This is a genomic window from Paraoerskovia sediminicola (assembly GCF_030296575.1).
Classification (GTDB): Bacteria; Actinomycetota; Actinomycetes; order Actinomycetales; family Cellulomonadaceae; genus Paraoerskovia; species Paraoerskovia sediminicola.
The window spans coordinates 1934021-1949239 of sequence record NZ_AP027729.1 but is presented as its reverse complement, the minus strand read 5'-3'; the positions used below and the strand labels follow the sequence as shown (position 1 = coordinate 1949239).

At 73.7% G+C, this 15219-nt stretch carries 19 protein-coding genes and 1 tRNA gene; 7 read left to right on the top strand and 13 right to left on the bottom strand.

Annotated elements, in window-relative coordinates:
• Window positions 1–15 precede the first annotated feature (15 nt).
• The 6 genes from QUE47_RS09135 to QUE47_RS09110 form a co-directional block, all read right to left on the bottom strand.
• Entirely contained in the window at window positions 16–441 is a 426-nt protein-coding gene (locus QUE47_RS09135) for a type II toxin-antitoxin system VapC family toxin (RefSeq protein WP_286217033.1), read from the bottom strand.
• Between the two features lie 2 nt (window positions 442–443).
• Complete coding sequence (locus QUE47_RS09130) at window positions 444–716, bottom strand: type II toxin-antitoxin system Phd/YefM family antitoxin (protein ID WP_286217032.1); 273 nt, start codon at window positions 714–716, stop codon at window positions 444–446.
• A 69-nt stretch (window positions 717–785) separates the two neighbouring features.
• Entirely contained in the window at window positions 786–1889 is a 1104-nt protein-coding gene (locus QUE47_RS09125; protein ID WP_286217031.1) for an FUSC family protein, read from the bottom strand.
• Window positions 1890–1903: 14 nt separating this feature from the next.
• Window positions 1904–3052 carry a CAF17-like 4Fe-4S cluster assembly/insertion protein YgfZ gene (gene ygfZ / locus QUE47_RS09120; RefSeq protein ID WP_286217030.1) on the bottom strand — a complete coding sequence of 383 codons (1149 nt, stop codon included), beginning with the start codon at window positions 3050–3052 and terminating at the stop codon, window positions 1904–1906.
• On the bottom strand, window positions 3049–3339 hold the full coding sequence (locus tag QUE47_RS09115; protein WP_286217029.1) for a heme-binding beta-barrel domain-containing protein: 291 nt from the start codon (window positions 3337–3339) through the stop codon (window positions 3049–3051). The genes ygfZ and QUE47_RS09115 overlap by 4 nt, the downstream gene beginning before the upstream one ends.
• Complete coding sequence (locus QUE47_RS09110; protein ID WP_286217028.1) at window positions 3258–3632, bottom strand: heme-binding beta-barrel domain-containing protein; 375 nt, start codon at window positions 3630–3632, stop codon at window positions 3258–3260. Before QUE47_RS09110 ends, QUE47_RS09115 begins: the two co-directional genes overlap by 82 nt.
• A 173-nt stretch (window positions 3633–3805) precedes the next feature.
• Here QUE47_RS09110 and QUE47_RS09105 point away from each other — a divergent pair, with 173 nt between their 5' ends.
• Entirely contained in the window at window positions 3806–4258 is a 453-nt protein-coding gene (locus tag QUE47_RS09105) for a DsrE family protein (RefSeq protein WP_286217027.1), read from the top strand.
• A gap of 26 nt (window positions 4259–4284) precedes the next feature.
• Here the strand turns inward: QUE47_RS09105 and QUE47_RS09100 are convergent, their stop codons facing one another.
• Genes QUE47_RS09100 through QUE47_RS09090 form a run of 3 tightly spaced genes read right to left on the bottom strand, consistent with a single transcriptional unit; the run spans window position 4285 to window position 6070 of the window.
• Window positions 4285–4773: a DUF4395 domain-containing protein gene (locus QUE47_RS09100; protein ID WP_286217026.1), complete on the bottom strand. Its 489-nt coding sequence runs from the start codon at window positions 4771–4773 to the stop codon at window positions 4285–4287.
• Window positions 4770–5333 (bottom strand): thioredoxin family protein, encoded by a 564-nt coding sequence (locus tag QUE47_RS09095; protein WP_286217024.1) that lies wholly within the window; start codon window positions 5331–5333, stop codon window positions 4770–4772. Before QUE47_RS09095 ends, QUE47_RS09100 begins: the two co-directional genes overlap by 4 nt.
• The gene (locus QUE47_RS09090; protein ID WP_286217023.1) at window positions 5330–6070 is read right to left on the bottom strand and encodes a hypothetical protein; all 741 of its coding nucleotides are present in this window, start codon (window positions 6068–6070) and stop codon (window positions 5330–5332) included. The genes QUE47_RS09095 and QUE47_RS09090 overlap by 4 nt, the downstream gene beginning before the upstream one ends.
• Before the next feature lie 168 nt (window positions 6071–6238).
• Between QUE47_RS09090 and QUE47_RS09085 the strand changes: the two genes are divergently transcribed.
• Window positions 6239–6955 carry a winged helix-turn-helix transcriptional regulator gene (locus tag QUE47_RS09085; RefSeq protein WP_286217022.1) on the top strand — a complete coding sequence of 239 codons (717 nt, stop codon included), beginning with the start codon at window positions 6239–6241 and terminating at the stop codon, window positions 6953–6955.
• Complete coding sequence (locus tag QUE47_RS09080) at window positions 6952–7926, top strand: alpha/beta fold hydrolase (protein ID WP_286217021.1); 975 nt, start codon at window positions 6952–6954, stop codon at window positions 7924–7926. Before QUE47_RS09085 ends, QUE47_RS09080 begins: the two co-directional genes overlap by 4 nt.
• Here QUE47_RS09080 and nth read toward each other — a convergent pair.
• On the bottom strand, window positions 7904–8617 hold the full coding sequence (nth, locus tag QUE47_RS09075; protein ID WP_286217020.1) for an endonuclease III: 714 nt from the start codon (window positions 8615–8617) through the stop codon (window positions 7904–7906). The two genes, QUE47_RS09080 and nth, sit on opposite strands and share 23 nt — an antisense overlap.
• A 230-nt stretch (window positions 8618–8847) precedes the next feature.
• Between nth and QUE47_RS09070 the strand changes: the two genes are divergently transcribed.
• Window positions 8848–9525 (top strand): Crp/Fnr family transcriptional regulator, encoded by a 678-nt coding sequence (locus QUE47_RS09070; protein ID WP_286217019.1) that lies wholly within the window; start codon window positions 8848–8850, stop codon window positions 9523–9525.
• Between the two features lie 147 nt (window positions 9526–9672).
• On the opposite strand, the gene QUE47_RS09065 is transcribed toward QUE47_RS09070, so the two are convergent.
• Complete coding sequence (locus QUE47_RS09065) at window positions 9673–10152, bottom strand: RidA family protein (protein ID WP_286217017.1); 480 nt, start codon at window positions 10150–10152, stop codon at window positions 9673–9675.
• Window positions 10149–10313 carry a Sp36 family protein gene (gene sp36, locus QUE47_RS09060; RefSeq protein WP_286217016.1) on the bottom strand — a complete coding sequence of 55 codons (165 nt, stop codon included), beginning with the start codon at window positions 10311–10313 and terminating at the stop codon, window positions 10149–10151. Before sp36 ends, QUE47_RS09065 begins: the two co-directional genes overlap by 4 nt.
• 111 nt (window positions 10314–10424) lie before the next feature.
• On the opposite strand from sp36, the gene QUE47_RS09055 reads away from it, so the two are divergent.
• The 3 genes from QUE47_RS09055 to QUE47_RS09045 all read left to right on the top strand — a co-directional run bounded on the left by QUE47_RS09055 (window position 10425) and on the right by QUE47_RS09045 (window position 13919).
• On the top strand, window positions 10425–12728 hold the full coding sequence (locus tag QUE47_RS09055) for a transglycosylase domain-containing protein (RefSeq protein WP_286217015.1): 2304 nt from the start codon (window positions 10425–10427) through the stop codon (window positions 12726–12728).
• 62 nt (window positions 12729–12790) lie between these two features.
• Window positions 12791–13735: a metallophosphoesterase gene (locus QUE47_RS09050; RefSeq protein WP_286217014.1), complete on the top strand. Its 945-nt coding sequence runs from the start codon at window positions 12791–12793 to the stop codon at window positions 13733–13735.
• A 110-nt stretch (window positions 13736–13845) separates the two neighbouring features.
• Window positions 13846–13919 (top strand) — tRNA-Pro (locus QUE47_RS09045).
• A gap of 84 nt (window positions 13920–14003) precedes the next feature.
• On the opposite strand, the gene QUE47_RS09040 is transcribed toward QUE47_RS09045, so the two are convergent.
• Window positions 14004–15164, bottom strand: coding sequence for a bifunctional 2-methylcitrate synthase/citrate synthase (locus QUE47_RS09040; RefSeq protein WP_286217013.1), 1161 nt, complete (start codon window positions 15162–15164; stop codon window positions 14004–14006).
• Window positions 15165–15219 lie beyond the last annotated feature (55 nt).

The following is a 15219-nucleotide window of genomic DNA, read 5'->3' as shown; positions in this document are numbered from 1 at the left end:
CCCCGAGCCTACGTGTCAGGGGACGACGACGAGGCCCTCGGCCCGCGCAGCACCGGCCACCTGCTCGTCCCACGCGGCGACGACGGTGTCGTCGTGCCGGACGGCGAGCGCGCTCGCCACGTGGAGCGCGTCGCCCGCCCGCAGCGCGACCGGGGAGCGGACGACGAGGTCCGCGGCGACGGCCGCCACCTCGGCCGTCGCCTCGACCACGTGCACCGCGGGCCAGAGACCCGTCCACGTCGTGACTGCCGACGCGTGGGTCTCCGGATCGAGCGCCCCCGAGCGCAGGCCGGCGGCGAGCGCCGCACGGACCTCCAGGTCCGCGATCCGGCTGGTCGAGACCACGTCCGCGCGGTTCCAGAGGGCGGCGGCCAGCCGGGAACCCGACCCCGGGACGCACAGGTGCACGAGGGCGCTCGCGTCGAGATAGACGAGGGCCACGGTCAGCGCCTGATGCGACGGACGAGGCCGGAGACGCGGTCGCGCGTGCCCGGTCGGTGCTCTGCCCGCTCCGGCGGCGTGACCACGGGCCTCGCCTCGCTCGGCGGGGTGAGCAGTCCCTCGCGGGTGAGCTCGGTCAGGAGGTCCGCGGTGCCGATCCCGCTCAGGCGCGCCACCGGGACACCGCGGTCGGTCACGACGACCTCCTCGCCCTCCCGCGCGCGCTCGATCCACTGCTTCAGCTCGGCGCGCAGAGCGCTGACGGCGACGTCCATGCCGGACAAGGTACCGGCCTCGGGCCGTGTGTCGCACCCGGGTCCGGCGCGGGGACGCCCCGCCGACGGTCAGAGCTCCGGGAGCGCGTCGCGCGCCGCCTGCGGGTCGAGGCCGCTGAGCTCGAGCAGGTCCACGACCGGGGCACGCAGCAGCAGGATCAGCGACTGCACGCTCCACCCGCGGTGCTTCTCGGTGTGCGGGTCGAGGTCGGCCGCGATGTCGAGGAGCATGTCGCGGGCGACCGTCGGCTCGAGCCCGGCGCCCATCGCCTCCGCGAGCACCTCGGTCGCCGTGGCGAGGGCCTCGGCCAGCGAGCCCAGGATCTCCGGCTCCCCCACGGGCAGGGGCTGGGCGAGGGCCCGCCGGGCGAGGACCCTCGTGCTGTTCATGGCGCGCCGGAGCAGGACCGCGCCGCGCACGTGCTGGGCGAGCTCGTCCTTGTGCTTGTGGGCCACCGCGTTGACGCGCGCGACGTCGTGGGCCCCGGTCGCGACGGTGAGCCACTCGTCGAGCGACGGTTCGGAGGCTCGGGCCCGGACGAGAGCCATCTCGTAGTCGTCCACGTCGCCGGACCGGGCCGCCGTCGCGATCAGCGCGAACGTGCCGCTCAGTTCGGAGATCGCGCTGTTCGCGGCGTCGCGGGACCCGCGCCGCGGGTCGACCGGGGTCAGCATCGCGACGAGCACCGCGACGGCGGCACCGGCCAGGGCCTCCGTCCACCGGCCCACCGGCCCCGTGAACGACCCCGGCGGCAGGCCGATGATCACGAGGGCCTGGGTGCCGGCCTGCGACGCGAGCAGCGGCCCGCGGTCGACGAACCGGGCGATCAGCGCCGACGACGCGAGGAGCACGGCGACCTGCCACCACCCGTCGCCGATCCAGTTCACGACGAGCCCGCCGAAGAGCACCCCGAGCGCGACGCCGACGCCGAGCTCGATGACCGTGCGCAGCTTGCGGTTCGCCGTGAAGCCGAGGCACACCCAGGCCGCGATCGGGGCGTAGATGGGGTACTCGTGACCGATCACGTAGCGCCCGACGAGGTAGGCGAGCGCCGCGGCGACCGACGCCTGCACGACGGGCCAGAAGGCGGCGCGCACCCGGCTGTAGCCCTGGCGTGCTCGGGCGCGGAGCACGAGCTTGCGCATCGCACGCTCCGCGACCGACGGGACCATGCGGCCAGCGTGCCTCAGATCATGCTCTGCGGCGCGCCGTCACCGCGCGGCGTCACGCCGCGGGCGACCTCGCGCCGGGGCGCCGGCCGGTCGGCGGAGACGCCGTCACCGGGGACGACGACCTCCTGCGCGGCGCTCACGTCGCCGCCCTCGCAGTCGACGACCAGCTCGGCGCCGTCGGGCACGGAGCGCTTGAGGACGGCGAGCGCCACCGGCCCGAGCTCGCGGTGCCGGGCGATGCTCGTCACGTTGCCCACGACGCGGCCACCGGCCTCGGCGCGCACCTCGGCGCCGAGCAGCGGCAACAGGTGCCCGGACCCGTCCAGGTGCAGCATCACGAGGCGGCGCGGGGGCCTGCCGAGGTTGTGCACCCGGGCGACGGACTCCTGCCCGCGGTAGCAGCCCTTCTGGAGGTGCACGGAGGTGCGCAGCCAGTCGAGCTCGTGCGGGATCGACCGGTGGTCGACCTCGGTCGCGAGCCGCGGCCGCCACGCGGCGACGCGCTCTGCCTCGCTCGCCCAGGTCCCGACGAGCCGCCACCCCGCCGCCTCCCGCGAGGCGACCTCGGACTCGAGCGCGTCGCGGGGCACGAGGACGAGGCGCCACGCGCGGTCGGAGCCGGGGTGGTCCTCGGCCGCGGCCCCGTACCGGGTGCCGCCGGGCGCGACGGCCGGCCACGGGTCGGCCCAGGTCACGGGTTCACCCTCCGCGCCCTCGGACCGCACCGGCTCGCCGAGCACGGCGAGCTCGGTGGACAGGACGTCGATCTCGACGCGCATCATGAACTTCATGCGCTCCAGCCACGCCGCCAGCCCGGCAGCGGCCGAGCCCTCCGTGACGAGCCAGGTCGCAGCGCCGTCGTCCACCACCGCGGCCGCGTGCTCGACGTGACCCTGCGGGCTCAGCACGAGCAGCTCGGTCGAGGTCCGCGGGGCGAGGTCCGTCAGGTGCTGCGAGGTGATCGAGTGGAGCCACGACAGGCGGTCGGGCCCGGCGACCCGGACCACGCCCAGGTGCGACTGGTCGACGACCGCACCGCCGGACGACAGGGCGCGCTGCTCCCCGGCCGGGTCGCCGTAGTGCCAGGCGACGCCGGCGTCCGGTCCGGCCGCCTCGACGGCGCCGTGCCGACCGAGCAGCGGGCTGCGGTAGGCGTCGCTCACGACTGCTCCAGGCGCGTGAGCCGCGCCGACGCGTAGGACTGCAGCGGCTCGCCGAACGCCGCCACCTCCTCGACCCACAGCAGGTCGCCCTCGACGAGCCCGAACATCCGCTGCGACGCGGAGACCTCCGACGCCGTGGCCGTCCTGGCCACGAGGTCGCTCGACAGGTCGATGCGCCCTCGGCCCACCGCGCCGACGAGCACGCTCACACGGCCGGCGGCGTCGGCGAGCACGACCTCGAGGCGGAAGCGGTCGTCCTCCAGGCCCTCGGGCCGGTCGCTCGACACGCGCCAGTAGCCGGTCTCCGTCGACCAGACGGTCCCGGGCAGGGCGTCGGCGTCGAGGTCGGCCAGCCCGTCGACGACGGTCTCCCCGGCGCGGGTACCGGGGCGTCGAGCACCCGGATCGTCGACACCCAGCGCAGGTAGGGGCCGCCGTCGTGGTCGACGACGATCTCGTTGACGAACGGCGCCTCGTCGATCCCGGGGTAGGACACGACGCCCTCACCCCGCCACCGCCCCACGAGCCAGGCGATCGGGTAGACGTCGGGCGAGAGGTCGTCGGTGATCGCGAAGGGCATGCTCAGCGCTGGCCCTTGAAGAGCTTGTACACGACGTAGCCCGCGAACCACGTGATGGTGATGGTCGCGGCGACGAGGAGGCCGAGGAAGAGGAGCTCGAGGGAGTGCGTCGACATGGGCGCGATCCTACCCGCAGGACTGTCGTCCCCCCAGGGGCGCCTAGGGTGACGTGCATGAGCCGTTCCAGCGATCTTCGGTCGGACGACGTGGCGACAGCCGGCCGGGCGGCCGGCGGGCCCGGGGTCGAGGGCGGTGCGGGCGCTGCCGCGCGCACGCTCGTCGTCAAGTCGACCTCCGGCACGGACCGGCCCGAGGCGGCGAACCAGGCGTTGACCGTCGCCGCGGCCGCGGTCGCCGCCGGGGTCGAGGTGAGCCTGTGGCTCACCGGGGAGTCGGCGTGGTTCGGCACCCCCGGTCGCGCGGACGACCTGGTCCTGGAGCACGCGGCGCCGGTCGGGGACCTCCTGGCGGTGGTGCTCGACGGCGGGTCCGTGACCGTGTGCACGCAGTGCGCCGCGCGTCGCGGGATCACCCCGGACGACGTGCTGCCGGGCGTGCGCATCGCGGGTGCCGCCGTCTTCGTCGAGGAGGCGCTGCGACCCGGCGCTCAGGCGCTCGTCTACTGACCGCGGGTCGGCGGACGACGGACGGGTCAGCCGGCCCGGGTCCGCAGGCGCCGGCCCAGCACGTAGAGCTCGCAGCCGAGGCAGAGGCCGAACACCGCGTTGAGCACGGCGGCGACGAGGGCGATCGCGGCGGCCACCGGGACGGCCATGAGCGTCACCGTGACGCCGAGGACCGCGCCGATCCCGGTGATCGCGAAGCCGACCTGCTGCGCGAAGCGCGGCGGACGGGGGTCCTCGACCTCGCTCGGCGCCCCGATCCGCGGGCGCACGAGCGTCCGGAACACCCAGCCCTGCCAGGTGTGCTGCGCGCCTCTGACCGCGCCGACGGCGAACCCGGCCGCGACGACCGTCAGCACGACGAGACCCGCGGTCGAGGCACCGAGCAGCAGCGCCACGGCCAGCAGCACGGACGTCAGGGCGGCGCCGAAGCGCGGCCCGCGGGCGTCGATCTGCGCGGGCGGTGCTCCGGTGGCCGTGGCGCCAGGGTTTGCGGGGTCGGCAGGGTTCGCTGTCATCGTCGCTCCGGGCTCTCGGTGTGGTCTGGGTGGCGGACGCCGGTCGGCCCGCCGAGGTCCGCGGCGGCGTGCTCGCGCGCGGGCAGGGCCGCGAGGGCGTCGAGGGCCTGGCGGCGGTTCGTCGCGCCGCTGGTGCGGGCGACGACGTGACCGCCGGCGCTCACCACCAGGACCGTGGGCGTGCGCAGGACGCCGAGCTCGCGGACGAGACCGGGATGCTCGGCGACGTCGAGCTCGACGTGCCGCAGCGCCGGCCGGTCCTCCACGATCCCGCGCAGCACCCGGGCCGTCGACCGGCAGGCCGTGCAGATCTCGGAGGACAGCTGGACGAAGGTCGGGCCGTCGATGCGCACCCCTGCGTCCCGCCACGGCGCGGCGCTGCTGTCGCCGCCGCCGAACGCTCCCGCGGCACCGCTGTGCGCCGCGTCCTGGGCGCCGCCGGCCGCGGAGCCAGCAGCACCCGGGACCCGACGCACGGCCCCCTGGCGCGAACGCCACCAGGCACCGAGCGCCAGGGTCAGCACGACCACCGCGACGAGGACGAGCACCCGGGCGGTCACAGAGCCGCCAGCACGAGTCCGACCACGTACACGAGCGAGCCCGCGACGACCACCGGGAGGGCCGTCGCCGCGAGCGCCGCCGTCCGGCTCCGGCCGACGACCTCGAGGCGACCGAACAGCAGGTGGGACGCGACCACGACGCCGCCGCCGACCAGGCCGGTCCAGGCGCCCTCGATGCCGGTGGTCCCCGGGAGCAGGGCCCCGGCGCCACCGGCGGCGAGCACCGCCACGAGCACGGTCACGACCTCGCCCCACCAGACGCGCAGGTCGACCGCGGAGAAGGCCGCGGCGACGGCGAGCCCGACGGCGCAGGCGACGACCACCGACACGCCGTCGTCGGCGCGCTCTGTGGCCAGCCAGCCCGCCGCGGACACCGCGACGACCGCACCGGAGACCGTCCCGGCGACGGAGTCGAGCAGCCTGGTCCGGCCGTCCCTGCGCACCATCTCCGCGACGAAGGCCAGCACGATCGCGCCGGCCAGGACCAGCGGGAGCTCGATGAGGGACCGCGCGCCGTCGGTCGCACGCACCGCGAGCACGGCGGCGACGCCGGCGAGCGCGACAACGACGCGGGTCCCGGTCGGCGCCGGCAGGTCGAGGAGCGCGGGCCAGCCGAAGGCGAGCACGAGGACGGCAGCGACGACCGCTGCGACGAGCCACACGGTCCCGAGGAACGCGGCCGACGCGAGCAGTGCCGCTGCCACCGCGGTCGCTACCGCCCGGGTCGAGGCGCTCATGGGCCAAAGTCTCTCAGATCAGGACGTGCGGACCGTACCGCTGCCCGTCCGCGGACGGATAGCGGCACCGCAGCGCAACCGCGATACCGTTACCCCCGTTCCACCGGTGCGTCCTCGACGCCGGCGACCCGGGTGCTGAACACCGAAGACCGCGACGGAGGTGCAGCAGTGGCCGAGCTCCTGATCCTGACCCCCTCCACGGGCGGGTCCGCCGAGGTGCTGCCCGCGCTCGGACTCCTGTCCCACCGGGTCCGGGTCCTGCCCATGGAGCCGTCGGCCCTGGTCGACGCCCCCGACTCGGACGTCGTGCTCCTCGACGCCCGCCGGGACCTGGTCGCCGCGCGCACGACCTCCCGGATGCTCCAGGCGACCGGCATCTCGGTGCCCCTGGTCCTCGTGCTGACCGAGGGTGGTCTCACCGTGGTCACCGCCGAGTGGGGGGCCGACGAGCTGCTGCTCGAGAGCTCGGGCCCCGCAGAGGTCGAGGCGCGGCTCCGGCTGGTCCTCGAGAAGTCCAAGGCGCTGCCGTCCGACGTCCCGGACGAGGAGATCTCGGCGGGTGAGCTCGCCATCGACGTCAGCGGCTACACCGCACGGCTCAAGGGCCGACCCATCGACCTCACGTACAAGGAGTTCGAGCTCCTCAAGTATCTGGTGCAGCACCCGGGGCGCGTGTTCACCCGCGCCCAGCTCCTCCAGGAGGTCTGGGGCTACGACTACTACGGCGGCACCAGGACGGTGGACGTCCACGTGCGCCGCCTGCGGGCGAAGCTCGGACCCGAGAACGAGCAGCTCATCGGGACCGTGCGCAACGTCGGCTACCGGTTCGACCCGCCCAAGAGCCGGCCGTCGGCCGAGGACGCGGCCGCCGGGTTCGCCTCGTGATCGCCGACTACACGTCGGCACTGCAGGACGGCCCGTGGCGGCACGAGTTCGTGCCCGCGAACGGTTGCCGGTTCCACGTCGCCACCGCGGAGCCCGCCCCGGTCCGCGCGGGCGAGCAGACCGCGCAGCCGAGCGGCGAGCAGGGCGCGTCGACCGAGCGCCGGCCCGCGCCGCTCGTCGTCCTCCTGCACTCGTTCCCGCAGTTCTGGTGGGCCTGGCGCCTCCAGATCCCCGCGCTGGCCGCCGCGGGGTTCCGGGTCGCCGCGCTCGACCTGCGCGGCACCGGCGGCTCCGACAAGCCGCCGCTCGGCTACGACGTCCCCATGCGCACGCGCGACGTGGCCGGCGTGATCCGCTCCCTCGGCGCCGAGTCGGCCTACGTCGTCGGGCACGGCACCGGCGCCGCCATCGCCTGGGCATGCGCGGCGTACCAGCCCCGGACGACGGCGGGCGTGGTCGCGCTCTCGGCCCCGCACCCCGCGCGTCGGCGGGTTGCGGTCCGCCGGGCCCTCACGCCCTCGGCCGCGCGCCACATCGCGTTCGCCCAGCTGCCCACGCTGCCCGAACGGGCCCTGACCCGCGGAACCCTGGTCGCCGACCTCCTCACCGAGGGGTCCGTCGCCCCGGTCCCTCCGGAGGCGGTCGCGACGTACCGCACGGCGCTGCAGATCCCGTTCGCCGCGCACAGCGCCATGGAGGCGCTGCGCTGGAGCGTCCGATCCGCGCCGACCCCGGGCGGGGCGCGCTACGTCTCGACGATGCGCCGGCCGGTGGACGTCCCGGCGCTGCAGCTCCAGGGCGAGCTCGACCCGTGGGTGCGCGGGACGGGAGCTGCGACGGACGCCGCGGACCTGGCCCGCACGTTCCGGCTCGAGACCATCCCGGGCGCGGGGCACTTCCTGCCCGAGGAGGCCCCCGACGCCGTCTCGGAGGCGCTGGTCTCGTGGCTCAGCGAGGTCCGGAGGTCCTGACGAGCGCGGCCGCGCGGTCCGGGTCGGACTCGCCGATCCCGGCGGAGTCACACCACCGGGCCACGGGGCACGCACCGCACGCGGGCGTCCTCGCGTGGCACACGCGACGCCCGTGGAAGATCAGCCGGTGCGACAGCCGGGTCCACTCGCGACGCTCCACGAGGTCCGCGACAGCAGCCTCGACGCGAACCGGGTCCTCCTCCGTGGTCCACCCCAGACGCCGGACGAGGCGGCCGAAGTGCGTGTCCACCGTCAGACCCGGGACCCCGAACGCGTCGCCGAGCACCACGTTCGCGGTCTTGCGACCCACACCGGGGAGCCTGACGAGAGCGTCGAGCGACCGCGGGACCTCACCGTCGTACCGCTCGACGAGCGCCTGGCCGAGGCCGACGACGGACCGCGCCTTGGCGCGGAAGAAGCCCGTGGGGCGCAGGATCTCCTCGAGCTCCTCGCGGTCCGCCCCGGCATAGGCCGCCGCGTCGGGATAGCGGGCGAAGAGGGTCGGTGTGACGGCGTTGACCCGCACGTCGGTGGTCTGCGCCGACAGGACGGTGGCGACGAGCAGCTCGAGCGGGCTGCCGAAGTCGAGCTCGCACCGTGCGTCCGGGTGGACGACGGCGAGCTCACGGTTGGTCCGCCGCGCGCGACGGAGGAGCGCGAGCGGCGGACGCGCGGCGGCACTCGTCGTCATCCCCCGAGAATATCCGCCGCGCGGACCCGCCGGACGGTGTCCGATCCGGCATCCCCGCTCACCGACCGCCTCGCCGATCGCCCCGCCGACCGGCCTGTCGAACGGGCTCCGACCGGCGAAGCCGCCGCGATGAGGCAGACTGTCCCATGGATTCCCGCTGGGACTCCCGTGCGGCACGCGCCCTCCAGGGCGCGCACCGACGGACCGACGGACGACGAAGGACAGTGCGCGTGGACGACGACGTTGTGCTCTCGGCCCCGCTCTTCGCGACCATGGAGCGCGAGGAGACCAGTCGACTCCTGGAGTCGATGACTCAGATCGAGCTGGCCCGGGGCGAGGTGCTCTTCCGCGAGAACGAGCGAGGCGACCGCCTCTACGTGATCGCCGAGGGCAAGATCAAGCTCGGCCGACGATCCAACGACGGACGCGAGAACCTGCTCTCGATCCTCGGACCGAGCGAGATGTTCGGCGAGCTCTCGCTCTTCGACCCGGGGCCCCGCACCGCCACGGCGAGCGCCGTCTCCGACGCCGTGGTCTACGAGCTCGGCCACCAGCAGCTCGTCAGCTGGATCGAGCTCCACCCCGGTGTCGCCACCCACCTGCTGCACGCGCTCGCCCGGCGGCTGCGCCGGACCAACGAGACGTTGGCGGACCTGGTGTTCTCCGACGTCCCCGGCCGCGTCGCCAAGGCGCTCCTCGATCTGTCGGACCGCTTCGGCGAGACCACGGACGAGGGCATGCGCGTCGCCCACGACCTCACGCAGGAGGAGCTGGCGCAGCTCGTCGGCGCCTCGCGCGAGACGGTGAACAAGGCGCTCGCCGACTTCGCGGCTCGCGGGTGGGTGCGCCGCGAGGGGCGCGCCGTCGTCCTGCTCGACCTCGACCGGCTCGAGCGCCGCGCCCGCTAGGTCTGCGACCCACCCGGCCGGCCACGGCCGGGCCCGGCAGACGCGGGCCGCACCCGCCGGCCCCGGACAGACACGACGAAAGGGCCGCCTCCTGCGGGAGGCGGCCCTTCGGCGTCCGACACCGGGCGTGGGCCCGGCAGGGTGAGGTCAGCCGTCGATCTCGACGACCAGCTCGACCTCGACGGGAGCGTCGAGCGGCAGGGCCGCGACGCCGACCGCGGACCGCGCGTGGATCCCGGCCTCGCGGAAGATCTCGCCGATCACGGTGCTCGCCCCGTTGACCACGGCCGGCTGTCCGGTGAACGACGGGTCGCTCGCCACGAAGCCGACCACCTTCACGACCCGCACGACGCGGTCGAGGTCGCCGACGACGTCCTGCACCGCGGCGAGCGCGTTGAGCGCGCACGTGCGCGCCGCCGCCGCGGCGACCCCGGGGTCGACCAGCCCGTCGCCGTCGCCGACCTTGCCGGTGACCGGCAGCGCGCCGTCGACGAACGGGAGCTGGCCCGAGGTGTAGACGTAGTGCCCGGTGACCACGGCCGGTACGTACGAGGCCACGGGCGCCGCGACCGGCGGGAGGGTGATCCCGAGCTCGGCCAGGCGGCGGCCGATGGCGGAGTCGGTCACGCCTCGCCCGAGGGACGCTTCAGGTATGCCACGAGCCCGTTCCCGTCAGGGCCCGGGACGACCTGGACGAGCTCCCAGCCGTCGGAGCCCCACTGGTCGAGGACTGCCTTGGTGTTGTGGATGATGAGGGGGATGGTCGCGTACTCCCAGGTGGTTGCCATGGAGCCGACCATATCGATCCGCGACGGTCTTCGCCGGACCCACACACGATGTCCACGTCCGATCGCGTCACACACCTGGGGTCGGAGCAGGCCCTCCCGTAGGCTTGCGCCATGCCGAACCCTGCTCCCGCGCGCGGCCGTCAGGTCAACGTCTTCCAGCTGATCGCGCTGCTGCTCGCCCTCGTCCTCGTCGCCGGTGTCGGCGGCCTGCTCGCCGGTGGGATGCTCCTGCCGCTGGCCGCCGCGTCCAAGACGATCACCGACGAGACCGTGCAGGTGTTCGACGACCTCCCCGAGGACCTCGAGCCCGGCCCGCTGTCCGAGATGACGCGCGTCTACGCCAACGACGGCAAGACGATCATCGCGCGGTACTGGTCCGAGAACCGGCTCGTCGTCCCGCTGGACAAGGTCTCCGAGAACCTGCAGCACGCGGTCGTCGCCACCGAGGACCGGCGGTTCTGGGAGCACGGCGGGGTCGACGTCGAGGGCACGGCACGCGCCGCGGTGAACAACTTCACGAGCGACGACCTGCAGGGCGCGTCGACGCTGACCCAGCAGTACGTCAAGAACGTGCTCATCGAGAAGGCCGTGCGCGACGGGGACGAGCTCGGTGTCCTGCGGGCACGCGAGGACTCGATGGAGCGCAAGCTGCGCGAGGCGAAGCTGGCGATCGCGATCGAGAAGCGCCTCACCAAGTCCGAGATCCTCGAGTCGTACCTCAACATCTCGCAGTTCGGGGTCGGGGTCTACGGGGCCGAGACCGCGGCGCGGTACTACTTCGGCAAGAGCGCGAAGGACCTGAGCGTCGTCGAGGCGGCGACCATCGCCGGGGTCACCAAGGCCCCCAGCGGGTACGACCCGACCAAGGCTCCCGACAAGGCTCAGTCCCGCCGGGACACCGTGCTCAACCTGATGTACCAGCAGGACTACATCACCAAGGACGAGTACGACGAGGCCCGCAAGACGAAGATCGAGGACACCCTCGACGTCCACCCGGTCGAGAACGGGTGCGCCGCGACCAGCACGTACGCCTTCTTCTGCGACTACGTGACGAAGGAGATCACCTCCAACGCCGCCTACGGCGAGACGGCGTCGGACCGGCAGCAGCTCCTGTACCGCGGCGGCCTGAAGGTCTACACGACGATCGACCCGAAGATGCAGAAGGCCGCCGACAAGGAGATCCGCTCGTCCGTCCCGGCAGACGACCAGAGCGGGCTCGAGGCCGCGGTGACCACCGTCGAGCCGGGCACCGGGAACATCCTCGCCATGGCGCAGAACATCCCGTACGACGCCACGGACGAGCCCGCCGAGCGCACGACCTCCGTCAACTACTCCGCCGACCCCACGCACGGCGCGTCCAAGGGGTTCCAGGTCGGCTCGAACTTCAAGCCGTTCGTGCTCGCGGAGTGGCTGCGCAGCGGGCACACGCTCAACGACGTCGTCAGCGCCAACAAGGTCGAGCGCCGCGTGGGCGACTTCAAGACGAGCCCGTGCGTCGGGAGCCTCGGCAACGACGTCTGGGAGCCCGCGAACTCCGAGGAGAACGTGGCCGGCAACATGTCCGTGCTCAAGGCGACGTACCTCTCGGTGAACACGGCGTTCGCCTCGATGGGATTCGAGCTGAACCTGTGCGACCTGCGCGACACGGCCTGGAAGATGGGCTTCCGGCCCACCACGAAGTCGTCGCCGCAGGGCGCCGTCACGCTCAACGACCCGGTCGAGGACGACGTCGAGGTCGTCGCCCCGATGCTCATCGGGACCCAGGCCTCGACACCGCTCTACCAGGCGGCCGCCTACGCGACCCTCGCGAGCAACGGGACGTACTGCACCCCGCGGTCGATCACCAAGATCGTCGACAACGAGGGCAACGAGATCGAGGTCCCGGCGCCGGACTGCGACGAGAACGCGCTCGACCCCGAGGTCGCGGCGACCGTCGTCTCGGCGATGGAGAACGTGCTGACGATCGGTACCGCCTACGGACGCTCGCTCGACGGCAACCGCCCGGCGGCCGGCAAGACCGGGACCACCCAGCTCTCCAGCCAGACGTGGTTCACGGGCTTCACCCCGCAGCTGTCCACCAGCGTCTGGGTCGGCAACGCCGAGAGCAACTCGATCGACAACAAGAACGTCACGGTGAACGGCACGTTCTACCCGCGCCTGTACGGCGGGTCGGTCGCCGCCCCCGTCTGGCAGTCCGTGATGAACACCGCCAGCGAGGGCATGGAGGTCGAGGACTTCCCGGCTCCCGACCCGGACAAGGTCGGCAAGCCGCCGGCACCCAAGGTCGTGGCTCCGCCGGCGTCGTCCGGCTCGTCGGACGACTCGAGCAGCGACTCGGACGACTCCGGCAGCGACTCGAAGCCGGCGGAGAAGAAGGACGACAAGCCCAAGTCCGACGACAAGAGCGACGACTGACCGCCGACCGCGCGGGTCGCGCGTCGCTCGCGCGACGCTCGGCCCGTGTCGCCGGCGGACTCGTGGCGCTCGGCTGCGCGGGCGTCGCGTACGCGCACGTGGAGACGAAGCTCTTCACCCTGCGCGAGGTCACGGTCCCCGTCCTGCCCCCTGGCGCCGACGACCTGCGGGTCCTGCACCTCTCCGACCTGCACCTGACGCCCGGGCAGGCGCGCAAGATCGCGTGGCTCCGCTCCCTCGCGGACCTGCGGCCCGACCTCGTCGTCGACACCGGCGACAACATGGCGCACGTCGACGCGCTCGATCCGCTCCTCGGTGCTCTCGAACCCCTGCTCGAGCAGGCGCCGGGAGCGTTCGTCATGGGGTCCAACGACTACTACGCGCCGACCGCCAAGAACCCGGCGCGCTACCTGCTGCCCGACGCCCGCCGCGGCCTCCCGGCCGACCCGGCCAGCCTCCCGGCCGACGAGCTCGCGAGCGCGCTGCGCTCCCACGGCTGGCGTGACCTGACCAACCGGCGCGACCAGGTCGTCGTCGGCGGGCTCGAGATCGACCTCGTGGGCGTCGACGACCCGCACCTGGACCGCGACGAGTTCCCGTCCCCGCGCGGTGCCGGCGCTGACGCGGGCGGCGACCCAGGGGCGGCCACGCTCGGGTCCACCCCGCTCCGGCTCGGTGTCGCGCACGCCCCGTACCGCCGGGTGCTCGACCGGATGGTCGCCGACGGCAACGACCTGATCCTCGCCGGGCACACCCACGGGGGGCAGCTGCGAGTCCCCTTCTACGGCGCGCTCGTGACGAACTGCGACCTCGACCGCCGTCGGGCCTCGGGTCTGCACGGCTGGCCCGGTCCGCGCCCCGTCGAGGCGGGCGGCGAAGGCTCCACCTGGATGCACGTGTCGGCCGGTGCGGGCACCTCCCCGTACGCGCCCGTGCGCTTCGCGTGCCGACCCGAGGCGACGCTGCTGACGCTCACGTCCCGCCCGCCCGGCCCCGCGCGTGCCTGACGGACGCCGGTTTCGTCGCACGGGGTCTCGTCGGCTATATTGAGCAGGCTTCCTCAGCAGGACGTGGACGCAGCCGGGAACGGCGGCGAGCACGACATCGCAGAAGCAATCGGGGTGTGGCGCAGCTTGGTAGCGCGCGTCGTTCGGGACGACGAGGTCGCAGGTTCAAATCCTGTCACCCCGACACACAGGATGTCTCCGGACATCGAGAGGCCCGGACCCACTGACGTGGGTCCGGGCCTCTGGCGTCCTACGGCACGCCGCCGTCCTACGGCACCTCGCGCCGCGCGGGCCCCACGTACCGGCTCAGCGGTCGGATCAGGGCGTTGTCGGCCCGCTGCTCCATGACGTGGGCGGTCCAGCCGACGACGCGGCTCGCCACGAACAGCGGCGTGAACATCTGCGTGTCGAAGCCCATGAGGTGGTAGGCGGGCCCGGCGGGGTAGTCGAGGTTGGGCAGGATGTTCTTGCGCTCGGCCATGGCGCCGGCGAGCGCGTCGTAGAGCTCGCCGAGATCGGGCCGGTCGTAGTGCTCGACGAGGTCGTCGAGCGTCGCCTTCATCGACGGGACCCGGGAGTCGCCGCGCTTGTAGACGCGGTGCCCGAACCCCATGATCTTGCGCTTCGCGCCCAGCGCGTCGTCGAGCCACGCGGCGGCCCGGTCGGCGGTGCCGATCTCCTCGAAGGCAGCCATGACGGCCTCGTTCGCGCCGCCGTGGAGCGGCCCCTTGAGCGTCCCGATCGCTGCGGTGACCGCCGAGTAGAGGTCGGCGAGCGTCGAGGTGACGACGCGTGCCGTGAACGTCGACGCGTTGAACGAGTGCTCGGCGTAGAGGACCATCGACACCTCGAACGCGCGCACGACCTCGGGCGCCTGCTCCTCGCCGAACGCCATCCAGAGGAAGTTCGCGGCGTAGCCGAGGTCGTCGCGCGGCTCGACGAGGTCCAGACCGCGCCGCCGGCGCTGGTCGAGCGCCACCACGGCCGGGAGCAGCGCGAACAGCCGCTCGGCCTTCTCCTGCTCCGCGGCCGGGCCCGGGTCCTCGGCCTCGGGGTCGTGCGCCCCGATCACGGACACGGCGGTGCGGCACACGTCCATCGGGTGGCAGGTCGTCGGGAGCGCAAGGACGGCGTCCCGCACCGGGTCAGGGAGCCCACGCCGCCCACGCTCCGCACGGTTCTGCACCGCCAGCTCGTCCGGTGTCGGGAGCTCGCCGTGCCAGAGCAGGTAGGCGACCTCCTCGAAGGTCTTGCTCCCGGCGAGGTCCTGGACCGGGTAGCCGCGGTACAGGAGCGAGTTCGTGTCCGGGTCGACCTTCGACACCGCTGTCACGTCCGCGACGACGCCGACCAGGCCCTTGCGCACCTCGGGCTGGGTGAGGGCCGCCGTGCTCCCCGTACGGGTGCTGCTGCTCGTGCTGCTGCTCATGATCACTCCTTCGTGATGTGGCTGTGCTCGCGGGCCTCGTCGGCCAGCGTCCCGA